12 protein-coding genes are annotated in these 15105 nt (G+C 77.3%); 9 read left to right on the top strand and 3 right to left on the bottom strand.

All coding sequences use genetic code 11. From position 1 onward, the window contains the following. Positions 1-2: 2 nt before the first annotated feature. Entirely contained in the window at positions 3-1223 is a 1221-nt protein-coding gene (gene glgC / locus ACI8AC_RS14440) for a glucose-1-phosphate adenylyltransferase (protein ID WP_456898483.1), read from the bottom strand. 255 nt (positions 1224-1478) lie between these two features. Between glgC and glgA the strand changes: the two genes are divergently transcribed. From glgA to ACI8AC_RS14395, 9 genes are all read left to right on the top strand, one after another. Then, positions 1479-2651 carry a glycogen synthase gene (gene glgA / locus ACI8AC_RS14435; RefSeq protein ID WP_456898482.1) on the top strand — a complete coding sequence of 391 codons (1173 nt, stop codon included), beginning with the start codon at positions 1479-1481 and terminating at the stop codon, positions 2649-2651. A gap of 222 nt (positions 2652-2873) precedes the next feature. Continuing rightward, positions 2874-3812, top strand: a complete 939-nt coding sequence (locus ACI8AC_RS14430; protein WP_456898481.1) for an ABC transporter substrate-binding protein — start codon at positions 2874-2876, stop codon at positions 3810-3812. A gap of 5 nt (positions 3813-3817) precedes the next feature. After that, positions 3818-4900, top strand: coding sequence for a FecCD family ABC transporter permease (locus ACI8AC_RS14425; RefSeq protein WP_456898480.1), 1083 nt, complete (start codon positions 3818-3820; stop codon positions 4898-4900). Continuing rightward, a complete protein-coding gene (locus tag ACI8AC_RS14420; RefSeq protein ID WP_456898479.1) occupies positions 4897-5703 on the top strand; it encodes an ABC transporter ATP-binding protein in 807 nt (268 codons plus the stop codon). Before ACI8AC_RS14425 ends, ACI8AC_RS14420 begins: the two co-directional genes overlap by 4 nt. Then, a complete protein-coding gene (locus ACI8AC_RS14415) occupies positions 5700-6794 on the top strand; it encodes a hypothetical protein (protein ID WP_456898478.1) in 1095 nt (364 codons plus the stop codon). Before ACI8AC_RS14420 ends, ACI8AC_RS14415 begins: the two co-directional genes overlap by 4 nt. Beyond that, complete coding sequence (locus tag ACI8AC_RS14410) at positions 6791-7660, top strand: GAF domain-containing protein (RefSeq protein WP_456898477.1); 870 nt, start codon at positions 6791-6793, stop codon at positions 7658-7660. Before ACI8AC_RS14415 ends, ACI8AC_RS14410 begins: the two co-directional genes overlap by 4 nt. Before the next feature lie 49 nt (positions 7661-7709). Further along, the gene (locus tag ACI8AC_RS14405) at positions 7710-8813 is read left to right on the top strand and encodes a spore photoproduct lyase family protein (RefSeq protein WP_456898476.1); all 1104 of its coding nucleotides are present in this window, start codon (positions 7710-7712) and stop codon (positions 8811-8813) included. Between the two features lie 52 nt (positions 8814-8865). Next, positions 8866-10464, top strand: coding sequence for a DUF2252 domain-containing protein (locus ACI8AC_RS14400; RefSeq protein WP_456898475.1), 1599 nt, complete (start codon positions 8866-8868; stop codon positions 10462-10464). A 72-nt stretch (positions 10465-10536) separates the two neighbouring features. Next, complete coding sequence (locus ACI8AC_RS14395; RefSeq protein WP_456898474.1) at positions 10537-12039, top strand: phytoene desaturase family protein; 1503 nt, start codon at positions 10537-10539, stop codon at positions 12037-12039. 29 nt (positions 12040-12068) lie between these two features. Here ACI8AC_RS14395 and ACI8AC_RS14390 read toward each other — a convergent pair whose 3' ends face one another. Together ACI8AC_RS14390 and ACI8AC_RS14385 are read right to left on the bottom strand one after the other, a co-directional pair. After that, positions 12069-13535: a hypothetical protein gene (locus ACI8AC_RS14390; RefSeq protein ID WP_456898473.1), complete on the bottom strand. Its 1467-nt coding sequence runs from the start codon at positions 13533-13535 to the stop codon at positions 12069-12071. Continuing rightward, entirely contained in the window at positions 13532-15037 is a 1506-nt protein-coding gene (locus ACI8AC_RS14385; protein ID WP_456898472.1) for a leucyl aminopeptidase family protein, read from the bottom strand. The genes ACI8AC_RS14390 and ACI8AC_RS14385 overlap by 4 nt, the downstream gene beginning before the upstream one ends. Positions 15038-15105 lie beyond the last annotated feature (68 nt).

The following is a 15105-nucleotide window of genomic DNA, read 5'->3' as shown; positions in this document are numbered from 1 at the left end:
CCTCACACGTGGGCCCGGGCTCCCTTGCCGAGGACGGTGACCCCGCCGGGGCTGACGTGGTAGCGGTCGGCGTCGCCGATGACGTCCACGCCGATCCGGGCCCACGCGGGGACGACGACGTTCTTGTCGAGGATCGCCCGCCGGACGTAGGCCCCTTCGCCGATGTGGACGCCGTCCATGAGCACGCTGTCCTCGACCCGCGCGCCCCGCTCCACCCGCACGCCCGGCGAGACGACGGAGTTGTGCACCGACCCGCCGCCGATGATCACCCCGGCGCTGACCATCGACTCCTCGGCGCGCCCGCCGAGGACGAACTTCGCCGGGGGCTGCTGCGGTGGGAGCGTGAGGATCGGCCAGCGGTCGTTGTAGAGGTTGAAGATGGGGGTCACCGACACGAGGTCCATGTGGGCGTCGAAGTAGCTGTCGATGGTCCCGACGTCGCGCCAGTACCCGTGGTCGCGCTCGGTGGCGCCGGGGACGACGTTGGTGGAGAAGTCGTAGACCCAGGCCCGGCCCTGGTCGGACAGCATCGGCATGATCGAGCCGCCCATGTCGTGCACCGAGTGCTGGTCCTCGGCGTCGACCCGCAGGGCCTCGAGCAGCGTGTCGGTGGTGAACACGTAGTTGCCCATCGAGGCGAAGCTCTCCTCGGGCGAGTCCGGCAGCCCGGGCGGGTCGGCGGGCTTCTCGAGGAAGCCGCGCACCCTGCCCTCGGCGTCGGCGTCGATGACCCCGAACCCGGTGGCCTCGGCCCGGGGGACCCGCAGCCCCGCGATGGTGACCCCGGCCCCGGTCTGCAGGTGCTGCTCGATCATCTGCGCCGGGTCCATGCGGTAGACGTGGTCGGCGCCGAAGACCACCACGATGTCGGGCCGGGCGTCGTAGATGAGGTTCAGGCTCTGGAAGATGGCGTCGGCGCTGCCCATGTACCAGCGCGGGCCGAGGCGCTGCTGCGCCGGCACCGGGGTGATGTAGTTGCCCAGCAGCTGCGAGAGCCGCCACGTGGTGGTGATGTGCCGGTCGAGGCTGTGGCTCTTGTACTGGGTGAGGACGGCGATCTGCCGGATGTCGGCGTTGACCAGGTTCGAGAGCACGAAGTCGATGAGCCGGTAGTTGCCCCCGAAGGGCACCGCGGGCTTGGCCCGGTCCTGCGTCAGGGGCGCGAGCCGCTTGCCCTCACCACCGGCGAGGACGATGCCGAGAACCCGAGGACCGCCGCGCATGTCCGCAACCTAGTCCCTGGCCAGGGCCGCCGCGCCCCCGCGGGGGACCAGCGCCCCGTTCAGGGGACTCCCCGGCGACCTGCGACGGGTCCGTGAGGTCCCGCCCCGAGCGTGCGAGGGGTGGGGAGGACGGGCGGCCCCGTCCAGGGCACCGCCCCGAGCGTGCGAGGGGTGGGGAGGACGGGCGGCCCCGTCCAGGGCACCGCCCCGAGCGTGCGAGGGGTGGGGAGGACGGGGTCCTTCTATGGTGACCGCGTGCACATCGGGATCGTGACCCGCGAGTGGCCCCCGGACGTCTACGGCGGGGCCGGCGTCCACGTCGAGCACCTCGCCGCCGCCCTCCGCGGGCTCGAGGGCGGGCCGCGCGTCGACGTCCACTGCTTCGGGGGGGATCGGGCCGACGCGGTCGGGCACGCGGTCCCGGCGGGCCTGCGCGAGGCCAACGGCGCGCTGCAGGCGCTCGGGGTCGACGTGGAGATCGCCGGTGCCCTGGCCGGGATCGACCTGGTGCACAGCCACACCTGGTACGCCAACGGAGCGGGGCTGTTCGCCGGGCTGGTGCACGGCACCCCGCACGTGGTCACCGCGCACTCGCTGGAACCGCGCCGGCCGTGGAAGGCCGACCAGCTCGGCGGCGGCTACCGGCTCTCCTCCTGGGTGGAGCGCACCGCCTACCTCGCCGCCGACGCGGTGATCGCGGTCAGCAACGGCATGCGCGCCGACGTCCTCGACGCCTACCCCGACCTGGACCCGGCGCGGGTGCACGTGGTCGGCAACGGCGTGGACGCCCAGGCCTACCGCCCGGTGGCCGACCCGGACGTCGTCCGGTCGCTGGGCGTGGACCCCGAGCGGCCCTACGCGCTGTTCGTCGGTCGGATCACCCGCCAGAAGGGCGTGGCCCACCTGCTCGCCGCCGCGGAGCAGCTGCCCGCCGAGGCCGGCCTGGTGCTGTGCGCGGGTGCGGCCGACACCCCCGAGGAGCGCCGCCAGGTCGCCGACGCGGTGGCCGCGCTGCAGGAGCGCCGGGACGGCGTGGTGTGGATCGAGGCGATGCTGCCGCGCGAGCAGCTCGTCCCGCTGATCACCGGCGCCACGGTGTTCGTCGTCCCGTCGGTGTACGAGCCGCTGGGCATCGTGAACCTGGAGGCCGCCGCCTGCGGGACCGCCGTGGTCGCCAGCGCGGTCGGGGGCATCCCCGAGGTGGTGGACGACGGCCGCACGGGCCTGCTGGTGCCCTACGACCCCGGGGACACCGCGGCCTTCGAGGCCGGGCTCGCCGCGCGGGTGGCCGAGCTGCTCGCCGACCCGGCGCGGGCCGCGGCGATGGGGGCGGCCGGGCGCGAGCGGGTGCTCGCCGAGTTCGGCTGGCCGGCGATCGCCCGGCAGACGGTGGAGGTCTACGCCGCCGTCCTCGCCGGCCGAGGCTGACCGGCGGCGCTGGTACCGTCGCCTGGCCGGCCCGAGGCCGGTGGCGCACCCGCAGCGAAGTCCGGTGGGAACCCGGCACTGTCCCGCAGCTGTGATGGCCCGAGAGCGGCCCGAGTCAGATCGCCTGCCTGCGCCGTGTTCCGACCCTCGCGGCAGGGGTCGCACACCCGGGCGCCCGGCGTCCGCGTGGGCGGCGCGTGCCGCCCCTCCGGAGAGGCCCCGTTGTCCCGCACCCCCCGCCGGCTCTCCGCCGCCGCGCTGCTCCTGCCCGTCGTGCTCGCCCTCCCCGCCTGCGGGGACGACGCCGAGCCGGGCGCCGTGGTCCCCGAGGCCCCGTCGTCGGGTGACGCCTTCCCCGTCACGGTCACCGGGGACGACGGCGAGCTGGCCCTCGACGAGCGGCCCGAGGACGTCGTGTCGATGTCGGCCACCGCCACCGAGATGCTGTTCGCCGTCGGCGCCGGGGACCAGGTCGAGGCGGTCGACAGCACCTCCGACTTCCCGGCCGAGGCCCCGACGACCGACCTGTCGGCCTTCACCCCGAGCGCCGAGGCGATCGCCGGGTACGAGCCCGACCTCGTCGTCCTCAGCGACGACCTGAACGGCATCGTCGACTCCCTCGACGCGCTGGGGATCCCCACGCTGCTGCTCGGCGCCGCCGACGACCTCGAGGAGGCCTACGACCAGATCCGGACCCTCGGCGCGGCCACCGGGCACCCCGAGGAGGCCGCGGAGGTCGTGGCGGAGGTGCAGGACCGCGTGGAGGCGGCGGTCGCGTCGGTGCCGGACGACGTCGCGGGGCAGCGGGTCTACCACGAGCTGGACCCCGGTTACTACTCCGCGACCAGCGACACCTTCATCGGCAGCGTCTACTCCCTGTTCGGCCTGGAGAACATCGCCGACGGCGCGGCCGGCACCGCCGGTGGCTACCCCCAGCTGTCGGCCGAGTACGTCGTGGGCCGGGCGCCGGACCTCGTGGTGCTCGCCGACACCGTGTGCTGCGGGGAGACCGCCGCGACGCTGGCCCAGCGGCCGGCGTTCGACACCGTCCCCGCCGTCCAGGAGGGCCGCGTGCTCGAGGTGGACGACGCGGTCGCCTCGCGCTGGGGCCCGCGGGTCGCCGACCTCGCCGAGGCGGTGGCCGGCGCGCTGCGGGGCTGAGCCGCGTGACGGCGACCGCCGGCGCCACCCGGGCTCCCGCTGCCCTGGCCGCCACCCGCCGCCACCCCGGGGCGGTGCTCGCCGGGGCCGCCACGGCCGTGGTCGCCGCGGTGCTGGCCGGGGTCTGGGTGGGCGCGCTGCCGCTGCCGCCGGGCGCGGTGGTGGCGACCCTGCTCGACCGTGCCGTGGCCCCGCTGGGGCTCGACGTCCCCGGCGGGCTGACCGGCACGGAGGCCGCGGTGTTGCTGCGGTTGCGGCTGCCGCGCGTGGTGCTGGCCGCGCTGGTGGGCGCGGCCCTCGCGGTCTCGGGGGCGGCCTACCAGGGGGTGTTCCGCAACCCGCTGGCCGACCCGTACCTGCTCGGCGCGGCGGCCGGGGCCGGCCTCGGCGCGACCCTGGTCATCGCCCTGGCGCCGGGCGCCTCGGTCGGCCCGGTCGGCGTGGTGCCGCTGGCCGCGTTCGCCGGGGCGCTGCTCGGCGTCGGGGCCGCGCTGGCGCTGGGGACGGCGGCCGGCGGGTCGCACACCGCCACCCTGCTGCTCGCCGGGGTCGCCGTCGCCTCCTTCCTGGCCGCGGCCCAGACCCTGGTGCAGCAGCAGAACACCGACGACCTGCGCGAGGTGTACGGCTGGCTGCTCGGCCAGCTCGGCCGCGCCACCTGGTCCGACGTCGTCCTCGTGCTGCCCTACCTGGGGGCGGCCGGCCTCGTGCTGCTGCTGTGCGCCCGCGCCCTGGACGTGCTCGCGGTCGGGGACGACGAGGCCCGCGCCCTGGGCGTGCACCCGGCGCGGGTGCGGCTGCTGGTGGTCGCCGCCGCCTCGCTGGCGACGGCCGCGGCGGTGGCGGTCAGCGGCCTGATCGGGTTCGTCGGCCTCGTCGTCCCGCACGTGGCGCGCCGGCTGGTCGGCGGGGCCAACGCCCGGGTGCTGCCGGTGGCGCTGCTGGCGGGCGCGGCGTTCCTGGTGCTGGCCGACCTCGCGGCCCGGGTCGTGCTCGCCCCGGCCGAGCTGCCCCTCGGGGTGGTGACGGCGTTCGTCGGCGCGCCGTTCTTCGCCGGCCTGCTGTGGGCGGGGGCGCGGCGCCGGTGAGCGGGGCCCGCCTGGAGGTGGTCGGGCTGTCGGCCGACCACGGCCGCACCCGCGTCCTCGACGACGTGCGGCTCACCGTCGAGCCCGGCGGTTGGACGGCGGTCATCGGCCCCAACGGTTCGGGGAAGACGACGCTGCTGCGCGCCGTCCTGGGCCTGCACCGGCACGCCGGCGAGGTCCGGGTCGACGGCCTCCCGGCCGCCGGGCTCGGCCGGCGCGGGCGCGCGCTGGTGCTGGCCTACGCCGCCCAGCAGCCAGTGCTGCCCGAGGGCGTCACCACCCGGGACTACGTGGGGCTGGGCCGCACGCCGCACCGCGGCCTGCTCGCCGCGCCCCGTGCCCGCGACGCCGCGGTGGTCGGCGACGTGATGGCGCGGCTCGGGCTCACCGACCTGGCCGACCGCCTGCTGGGGACCCTCTCGGGCGGCGAGCAGCAGCGCGCGGTGCTGGCCCGGGCCCTGGCCCAGCAGCCGCGGGTGCTGCTCCTGGACGAGCCCACGGCCGCCCTCGACCTGGGGCACGCCCAGCAGGTGCTCGACCTCGTCGACCGGCTGCGCCGCCAGGACGGCCTGACGGTCCTCTCGACGCTGCACGACCTCAGCCTGGCCGGGCAGTACGCCGGTCGGCTGGCGCTGCTGGCCGCCGGGCGGGTGGTGGCCGAGGGACCGCCCGCGCAGGTGCTGACCGACGCCGCGCTGGCCGCGCACTACGGCGCCCGCGCCCGGGTGGTCGCCGGCCCCGACGGGCCCGCCGTCCTCCCGCTGCGGCACCCGCCGGCGCCCGCACCGGGGGGTGCCGCGTGAGCGCCCCGCCGGCCACCCCGCTCGTCGAGCTCGGCCTGGTCCGCGGGCCCGGGGTCGCCGCCGACCTGGCCGACCGGCTGGCCGACGAGCTCGGCCGGGCGCTGGCCGAACGGCACCCGCAGGTGCGCTGGTCGGTCCGGACCGTCGAGGACCCGCTGGTCCGCCCGCCGGCCGACGACGACGACCTGGTCGACGCCGCGCGCCGCCGGTCGCTCGCCGAGGACTGGGACCTGGCCGTGGTCCTCACCGACCTGCCGCTCACCGTGGCCCGCCGCCCGGTCGTGGCCCACGCCAGCCCGCTGCACGGCGTGGGCCTGCTGTCGGTGCCGGCGCTGGGCGCGGTCGGCACCCGCCGCCGGGCCCTGGAGGTCGCCGTCGGGCTGGTCCGCACGCTGCTCGGCGACGAGGACGACGGCGACCGGGACGCCGTGGGGCGGCGGCTGCGGGAGCTGGCCACCGACCCGGCCGACGCCGGGGCGGGGGTGCGGTTCACCGCCCGGGTGCTGTCGGGCAACCTCACCCTGCTGCTCGGGATGGTGCGGGCCAACCGTCCCTGGCGGCTGGCGGTCCGGCTCTCCCGGGCCCTGACCGCCGCGGTCGCGGCCGGCGTCTTCGCGCTCATCACGCCCGACGTCTGGGTGCTGTCCGACACCTACGGCGGGGTCCGGCTGACCCTCATCGCCCTCGGGTCGGTGGCGGCGGTGGTCACCGCCCTGGTGGTCGGTGGCGCGCTCTGGGAGCGGGTTCCCCGGGGCCGGGGGCGCAAGCAGGTGCTGCTGTTCGACCTCGCCACGGTGGCGACCGTCGTGCTCGGCGTCCTCACCCTGCACGCGGCGCTGTTCGTGCTCGCCCTGGCCGGGGCGCTTCTCCTGGTGGTCGACCCGGTGCTCGCCGAGGGGCTCGGCCACCCGACCGGGTTCGGTGACCACCTGGCGCTGGCCTGGCTCACCTGCTCGCTGGCGACCGTCGGGGGCGCGCTGGGGGCGGGCCTGGAGTCCGACGACGCGGTCCGGGAGGCCGCCTACACCCGGCGGTCGGAGGCCTCCGGGACCGAGCCGGGCCCACCGGCGGCTGGGATGATTCAGCCGTGACCATCGCCGAGCGCTTCTCCGCCGCCCTGCACGAGGCGGCGGACCCGGGGCTCGGGGCCCCGGCCCTGCTGCCCGAGCGGCTGGCGCGGGTCTGCGCCCGGATCCTGCCCGTCGACGGCGCCGGGCTCAGCGCCGACGACGGCCGGGACCGGCGGCTCCCGCTGGGCGCCAGCGACCCGGTGGCGGCGCTGGCCGAGCGGCTGCAGTTCACCGCCGGCAGCGGCCCGTGCGGCACCGCCCAGCACGAGGAGCAGCCGGTGTTCGCCTCCGCCGACGACCTGGAGCGGAGGTGGCCGGCCTTCGCCGCGCTGCTGCTGGAGCAGACCCCCTACCGCGGGGTCGTGGCACTGCCCTTCGTCCGGACGCTGGCCGGCGCCGGCGCCCTCGACCTGTACTTCGCCGACGACTCCGCCATCCCCTCGCTCGACGTCTTCGAGGCGATGGCGGTCGCCGACCTGGTCGCCACCGAGCTCGCCGAGGCCGCGGTGTGGTCGACGTGGCCGGCCGAGCTGGGCCCGGCCTGGCTGCAGGCACCCCAGGCGCTGCAGCGGTCGGCGGTGTGGGAGGGGCTCGGGCGGCTGTCGCTGGCCCTGGACGTCGACGTCCCGGCGGCGCTCGACCTGCTGCGAGCCGCGGCCTGGTCGGCCGGCCGGCTGGTCGACGACCTCGCCGCCGAGGTCGCCGACGGCCGCCTGGACCCGGCCCGGCTCCGGCCCGCGGACGACGCGGCTGCCGACGGCGACGGGCACCTCGGGGATGGGCACGGTGGCGACCGGCACGGTGGCGACCGGCACGGCGGCGACCGGCACGGCGGCGACCGGCACGGCGGCGACGGGCAGCACGACGACGGGCACCGCGACGGCTGACCGGTCCGCCTTCCGGAACAGCGCGGTCCGGGCCGGTGCTGTACCCGGCGTGCCCGACGCCGTCCCCGCCGCCCCCACCGCCTCCGCGACCGACCCGGGCCGCCTGCTGCAGGTGCGCCGGGTCTACGCCGAGCCGGCTGCGCTGACCTCGACCCGGGGCCGGGAGGTGCTGGCGCGTTTCCCCTCCGCGGAGGTCGTGGAGGTCGACTCGCACTGGCGGATCCCCGAGCTGCACGGCAACGAGGGCAACGTGGACCGCTGGGTCCGGGTGAAGACCGAGACGCTCGTGCTCGGCGTCAAGAAGTCGCTGACCGCCCGCGCCAACGGCCGGTCGGCGGACTGGATCGCCCCGTCGACGGCCAACGGCTGCGCGATGGCCTGCGCCTACTGCTACGTGCCGCGGCAGAAGGGCTACGCCAACCCGATCACGGTCTTCACCAACATCGAGCAGATCACCGGCTACCTGCGCCGGCACGTGGCCCGGCAGGGCGTCAAGGCCGAGCCCGACCAGTGCGACCCGGTCAGCTGGGTGTACGACATCGGCGAGAACAGCGACTGCTCGGTCGACGCCCTGGTCAGCGACAACGTCGCCGACCTGGTGGCCACCTTCCGCGGGCTGCCGACGGCGAAGGCCTCGTTCGCCACCAAGTACGTCAACCGGCAACTGCTGGACCTCGACCCGCAGGGCCGCACGCGCGTCCGGTTCTCGGTGATGCCGGACGCCGACGCCCGGGTCGTCGACGTCCGGACCAGCCGGGTGGCCGAGCGGATCGCCGCCGTGGACGACTTCGTCGCCGCCGGTTACGAGGTCCACCTCAACCTCTCCCCCGTCATCCTCCGGGACGGCTGGGAGGCCGACTGGGCCGCGCTGCTCCGGCAGCTCGACGACGTGCTCGGTCCCGCCGCCAAGGCCCAGGCCGCCGCCGAGGTGATCATGCTGACGCACAACCGCGACCTGCACGCGGTCAACCTCGGCTGGCACCCGCGCGCCGAGGAGCTGCTGTGGCGACCGGAGCTGCAGCAGCCCAAGCGCAGCCAGAACGGCCAGTGGAACGTGCGCTACCGCAACGACGTGAAGCGGGCCGGGGTGGAGCGGCTGCGGGCCCTGGTCGCGGCGCACGCCCCCTGGCTGCGCATCCGGTACGCGTTCTGACGATCGTGTGACCTCGGTGTCCGGGCACTCGCCACCGGATACGGGTCCTCCCATGGCCGAACCCACCCTCGACGACCGCACCCGGGCCGAGCTGGCCGCGCTGGCCCGGGAGGCCGACCTGCCCGGACGCTCGTCCATGAACCGGGCGCAGCTGATCGAGGCGCTGCGCGACCGGGGATCCGGCGACGGGACCGGCCCGGCCGGGGACGGCGCCGGGCCGGCCGGGGACGGCGCAGCCGGACCGGAGCCGCCCGAAGAGGCGGCCCGCAGGACCGGCGAGCGCGGCGGGCGCTCGCCGGTCTCCCGCGTGGCGGCCTTCGAGGCCCTCGCCCGGGCCCGGGCGGAAGGCCAGATGGTGCTGGTCCCCCGCCAGCTCAGCGGCAACGACCGGCGGATGCACGTGCGGGAGACGATCCGCGAGGACCACCGCTTCCGCATCGACCGCAACGCCGAGGGCACGCAGGAGAAGTTCGACGTCCTCGCGGACTCGGCGTACGCCTTCTTCCGCGGCACCGCGCTGCTCTTCTACCGCGACATGGCCGGCGAGGACGCCCGCATGCCCACCGTGCTGGCCCTCGGTGACGTGCACCCGGGCAACTTCGGCGTCATGCCCAGCGCCGACAACGTGCCGATCTTCGGCGTCAACGACTTCGACGAGGCCTCCTACGCCCCCTTCACCTGGGACCTCAAGCGCGGGTCCACCGGGTTCCTGCTGGGCGCGGAGGTCCTGGGCGGCCGCAGCCCGGGGAAGGCCGAGGAGGTCGTGCGCTGCTTCGTGCGCGGCTACCTCGCCGGGATGGCCACCTTCGCCCGCCGCGGCGACGAGACCGACACGCAGGTGCGCCGGGACAACGCCCCGCCGCTGATCGCCGACCTCATCGCCGAGGCGGTCGCCCGGCCGCGCGCCGAGTGGCTCGCCGACAAGCACCTGAACCCGACCCGCACCGGCTTCAAGGTCAGCCGCAAGTGCGTGCCGGTCACCTCGCGGGTCGAGGAGTTCCAGGAGATCGTCGACCGGTACGTGGCCGAGAACGGCATCGACGTCCCGGCCCGCGCGAACGGGATGCGGGTCAAGGACGTCGCCCGCCGGCTCGGCAAGGGCACCGCCTCGATGGGGCTGACCCGCTACCACGTGCTCCTCGCCGGGCCCGCCGGGGACGGCACCGACGACCTGGTGCTGGAGTTCAAGCAGGCGCGGCGGTCGGCCCTGGCCGGGCTCGTCCCACCCTCGAACTTCCGCCTCGACGGGTACGGCGGCCGGATCCGCGACGCCCAGCGGGTCCAGCTCGTCGGCGGCGACGTCTTCTTCGGCGCCGCGGACGTCGACGGGCAGAGCTTCATGGTCCGCGAGCGGGCGCCCTACCGGGACGACCTCGACCTCGAGGACATCTCCGGCAGCGAGTGGCGCGAGTACGCGGGCATCTGCGGGCGGGTGCTGGCGCACACGCACTCGCTGTCCGACGACGCCGGTGAGGTCGACTACGACGTCGAGCCGGCCGTGCTCGAGGCCGCCGGGGAGCCGGAGCTGTTCGTCGACGACATGCTGCGCTTCGCCGGTGAGGCGGTGGACCGGCTGCGCGCCGACCACGCCGCCTTCCGCGCCGACCACGCCCTCGGGGCCTTCCAGCACCTGGAGCTGGTCTACGACTGACCCGCCCGCCGCCCGACCGCGGCGGTCGGCACGGTGGCGGGTCCCCCGGGCCCGCCGGGATACCGTGGCGCCGTGGCGCGGGTGGCGGTGGTCGGCGCCGGCCTGGGCGGGCTCGCCGCAGCCGCCCGGCTCGCCGCGCTGGGCCACGCGGTCACCGTCCTGGAGCAGGCACCGGAGGTCGGCGGCAAGCTGGGCTGGTACGCCCGCGACGGCCACGGCTTCGACACCGGGCCCAGCCTGGTGACCCTGCCGCAGGTGTACCGGGACCTCTTCGCCGCCACCGGCGCACCGCTGGAGGACGCCGTCGACCTGGTGCGCCTCGACCCCGCCGTCGCCTACCGCTTCCCCGACGGCACAGGGCTCGCCGTGCCGGGGGAGGCCGGGCGCATCCCGGCCGCGCTCGACGCCGCCCTCGGTGCGGACGCCGGGGCCCAGTGGGCCCGGCTGACCGCGCGCGCCGAGGCGATGTGGCGGGTCACCGAGCAACCGTTCCTCCGGTCCCCGCTGGCCGGCGCGGGCACCCTGGCGCGGCTAACCCGCAGCCCGCGGGACGTGGCCACCGTCGCGCCGTGGCAGACCCTGCGCGGCCTGGGCGCGGAGCTGCTGGACTCCCCCGCGCTGCGCATGCTGCTGGACCGCTACGCCACCTACTCGGGGTCGGACCCGCGGCGGGCCCCGGCGGTCCTGGCCACCGTGCCGTACGTGGAGCAGCGGTTCGGCTCCTGGTACGTGCGCGGCGGGCTGCGCCGGCTCGCGCTGGCGGTCGCCGACCGGGCCGCCGAGCGGGGAGCGGTGGTCCGCACCGGCTGCACGGTCGAGCGGGTGCTCGTCGAGGGCGGGCGGGCGGCCGGGGTGCGGCTGGCCGGCGGCGAGCTCGTTCCGGCGGACCTCGTCGTCGCCGCCGGGGACGCCGCCGGTCTGTACGCCGAGCTCCTGCCGCCCCGGCGGGCGACCCGCGGGGTGCGCCGCGACCTGGCCCGCAGCACCCCCTCCCTGTCGGGCTTCGTGCTGCTCCTGGCGCTGCGCGGCCGCACCCCCGGGCTGGCCCACCACACCGTGCTCTTCCCCGCCGACTACGACGCCGAGTTCGACGCGGTGTTCGGCGTCGGCCGGTGCGCCGGCGCGCCGCGCCCCGTGCCCGACCCGACGGTCTACGTCTCGGCGCCCGACGACCCCGCCACCCGGCCGGACGACGACAGCGAATCGTGGTTCGTCCTGGTCAACGCCCCGCGGCACGACCCGGCCGGCGGGGTGGACTGGGACGCCCCCGGCCTGGCCGACCGGTACGCCGCACGGGTGCTGGAGGTGCTGGCCGCCCGCGGGCTCGACGTCCGCGGGCGGCTGCGCTGGTCGGTGACCCGCACGCCGGCCGACCTCGAGCGCGCCACCCGCAGCGTCGGCGGCTCGATCTACGGGACGTCGAGCAACGGCGCCCGCGCGGCGTTCCTGCGCCCGGCCAACGCCTCCCCCGTGCCCGGGCTGCTCCTCGTCGGCGGATCGGCGCACCCCGGTGGCGGGCTGCCGCTGGTGACCCTGTCGGCCGAGATCGTGGCCGGTCTCGTCGGCCCGGCCTGACGACCGCGGTACCCCCGCGGCCGGTCGGGTCACCCGCGGGCGGCCCCGTAGCCGAGCAGCGCCGCCAGGCCGAGCGCGCTGCGCGGGGCGTAGGCGGCCCGCCACAGCCCGCCGTGCGCGGCGGCGAACGCCTCGTCCTCCCACGGGTGCGCGTGCGCCGGACCGCCCCCGGTGTGCAGGTCGTGCACGAGCAGGGCGGCCATGAGCACGTTCGACGTGGCCGGCTCGAAGACCTCCACGCCGAACCGGTGCGCCCCCGCGTAGGCCGCCGCCAGCGCGCGGTTGCGGACGACGGAGCGGGTGCGGGTCGGCGGGGCGACGTTCATCGACACCGTCGTCCCGGCGGCCCGGGCGACGGCGGCCCGCCAGCGCTGCAGCCGCTTGGCCAGCGCGTAGTTGGGGCCCTGCTGGGCGACCAGGCTGTCGGCGATGCCGGGCGCGCTGCCCGGCACGTAGGCCCGCTGCAGCAGCCGCCCCGCCGACAGCGTGCGCAGCGGCCGGCCGAGCAGCTTGGCCGTCCGCGAGCGCCCGGCGTAGGCCCGCACGGACTGCTCCACCGCGTCGGCCGGGACGGCGAAGACGTCGGTGGGGGTGGCGAGGAAGGCCAGCGCCAGGTCGGGCCGCTCGGCCGAGAGCCGGGCGGTGAGCGCGTCGACGGCCACCGACACCCGCACGTTGGTGGCGCCGTCGGCGTACACGTAGTTGCCGAGGACCGGCCGGCCCGGCAGCCCGGCCAGCCAGCCGGCCACCGCCGGGACCTCGGTCACCAGGTCGGCGCCGGCCCGCGCGGCGAGGTCGCCGCCGCCCCCGGACGCCGGCACGAGCAGGGTGCCCGCGCCACGGCGGGCGGTGTCGAGCACCCGCTCCCACAGCGGGCGGCGGGGCAGGTCCACCCCGGCCACCCGCGCGCCCCACCGCAGCAGCGCGGTCAGCGGGCCCATCTCCGCGCCCGCCCCGAGGACGGCGACCGTGGTGTCGGGCAGCGACAGCCACTCCGGGTGCGCCGCGACCGTCCGCACCGCCTCCGCGCAGGAGGGCTCGACCACCCCGGCCCCGACCCAGGCGTCGAGCCGGCGCAGCAGGTCGTCCCCGCGCAGCCGGCCGCCGTGGAAGGGCAGCGACAGCTCCCGCTCGGGCTCGGCGGTGCCGGTGACCTCGACGGTCCCCGGCGTGCGGCCGGCCGGTGCGGTGGCCAGCTCGCCGAGCCCGTGCTCGGTGCCGTCGGGCCCGGCCACCCGCATGCGCCGGTGCAGCGAGGCCAGCCCGGCGTCGGCGACGGCCAGCGCGGCCTCGCGGCTGGGCAGCCCCGCCTCGACCAGCCGGCGGAAGTGCACCAGGTACCCGGTCCGCCAGTTGGTCTCCCGCTCGGCGGCCGCGGCCCCGGTCGGGTCGACCGGTCGCAGCGCGTCGGCGACCACCGACCGGCCCAGCGCCGCGGTGCTGCGCCGCCCGTCCGGCCCGGCGGGGAAGACGACCCCGGTGCCCTCGCCGGTCATCGGACGGGGTCCTTCCACGGCGCACCGGCCTCCAGCCAGCGCAGCAGGGTGCGGGCCCCGAACCCGGTGCCGCCCTTGACCAGCTCCGCGTCGTCGGAGCCGGCGCGGGCCGGCCCGGCCACGTCCAGGTGGGCCCAGGGCAGGTCCCCGGCGAAGGGCCGCAGGAACAGCGCCGCCGTCGTCCCGCCGGGGTTGCCGGGGGCGTTGTTCGCGTCGGCGACGGCGCTCTCCAGCAGGTCGGCGTGCTCCTCGGCCAGCGGCATCCGCCAGACCGGCTCGCCGGCGTGCCCGGCGGCGGTGGCCAGCGCGTCGGCCAGCCCGTCGGTGGTGGCGTAGAGCCCCGCGGTGCGGGTGCCGAGGGCCACCTTCATCGCACCGGTGAGCGTGGCGACGTCGACGAGCACGGTGGCGCCGAGGTGCAGCCGGGCATGTGCCAGCCCGTCGGCGATGACCATGCGGCCCTCGGCGTCGGTGTTGAGCACCTCGGTCGTCCGGCCGCCGACGTGCCGCACGACGTCCGAGGGCCGGTAGGAGGAGCCGGAGACGGCGTTCTCCGCGGCCGGGACGACGGCGGTGACCGCGACCGGCAGCGCGAGGCGGGCCGCGGCGTCGACCGCGGCGAGCACGGCCGCCCCGCCGGCCATGTCGGTCTTCATCTCCCGCATGCCGGCGTTCGGCTTGATCGAGATGCCGCCGGTGTCGAACGTGATGCCCTTCCCGACCAGCACGGGGGTGGCCGGCCCGGCCCCGGGCGGCCGGTAGGCGGCCACCACCAGGCGCGGCGGGGACGACGAGCCGCCGCCGACGGCGAGCACACCGCCGAACCCCCCGGCCCGGAGCTCCTCGGGGCCGAGCACGGTGACGGTGACGTGCGCCAGCCCCGCGAGCCGCGCGACCGCCTGGTCGGCCAGCCACGCGGGGTCCTTGGTGTTGCTCGGGGTGTTGACCAGGTCGCGGGCCCAGGCGACCGACCGGCCGGTGACCTCGCCGGCGCGGGCCGCGGCGAGCACGGCCGGGTCGGCGCCGTCGGCGGCGACGACCGCGACGCTCGCCAGCCGGGGCGGGTGCGCCTTCGACGTCTCCCGGTACCGGTAGCCGGCCAGCAGGGCGGCCTCGACGGCGGCGCGGACCTCCTCGGCGCCGGCCGGGGCGGCCGGGTCGTCGACGGGCAGCACCAGCCGGCGGGCGCCGTGCTCGGCGAGGGTCTGCGCGCGGCGGACCGCGACGGCCGTGTAGCTGCGCAGGTCGGGCAGCGTGCCGTCGCCGACGCCCACCGCCACCACGCTGCGGGGGCGGCGGCCGGGCACCGGGAGGTTGGTGATCGTGCCGGGCTTGCCGGTGTTGCCGGTGTCGGCCAGCGCTCCGGCCAGCAGCGCGGCGTCCAGCGGGGCGCCGGGGTTCGACAGCCAGGACGGCAGGGCCGCCCCGGGGCCGACCGGCACCGCGAGGACGTCGTCCTCGGTGAGCGGGGGCAGGGCGGACAGGACCTCGACCCGCGGCAACGGCGCGGCCCCGGTCGCCGGGGAACCGGCGGCCGGGGCCGTGTCGTCCTGCGCGGGGCTGCCCGGGG

This window comes from Geodermatophilus sp. SYSU D00758 (assembly GCF_054049955.1).
Note: the sequence above shows the minus strand (reverse complement) of the source record. Positions and strands in the feature narration are given on the sequence as shown.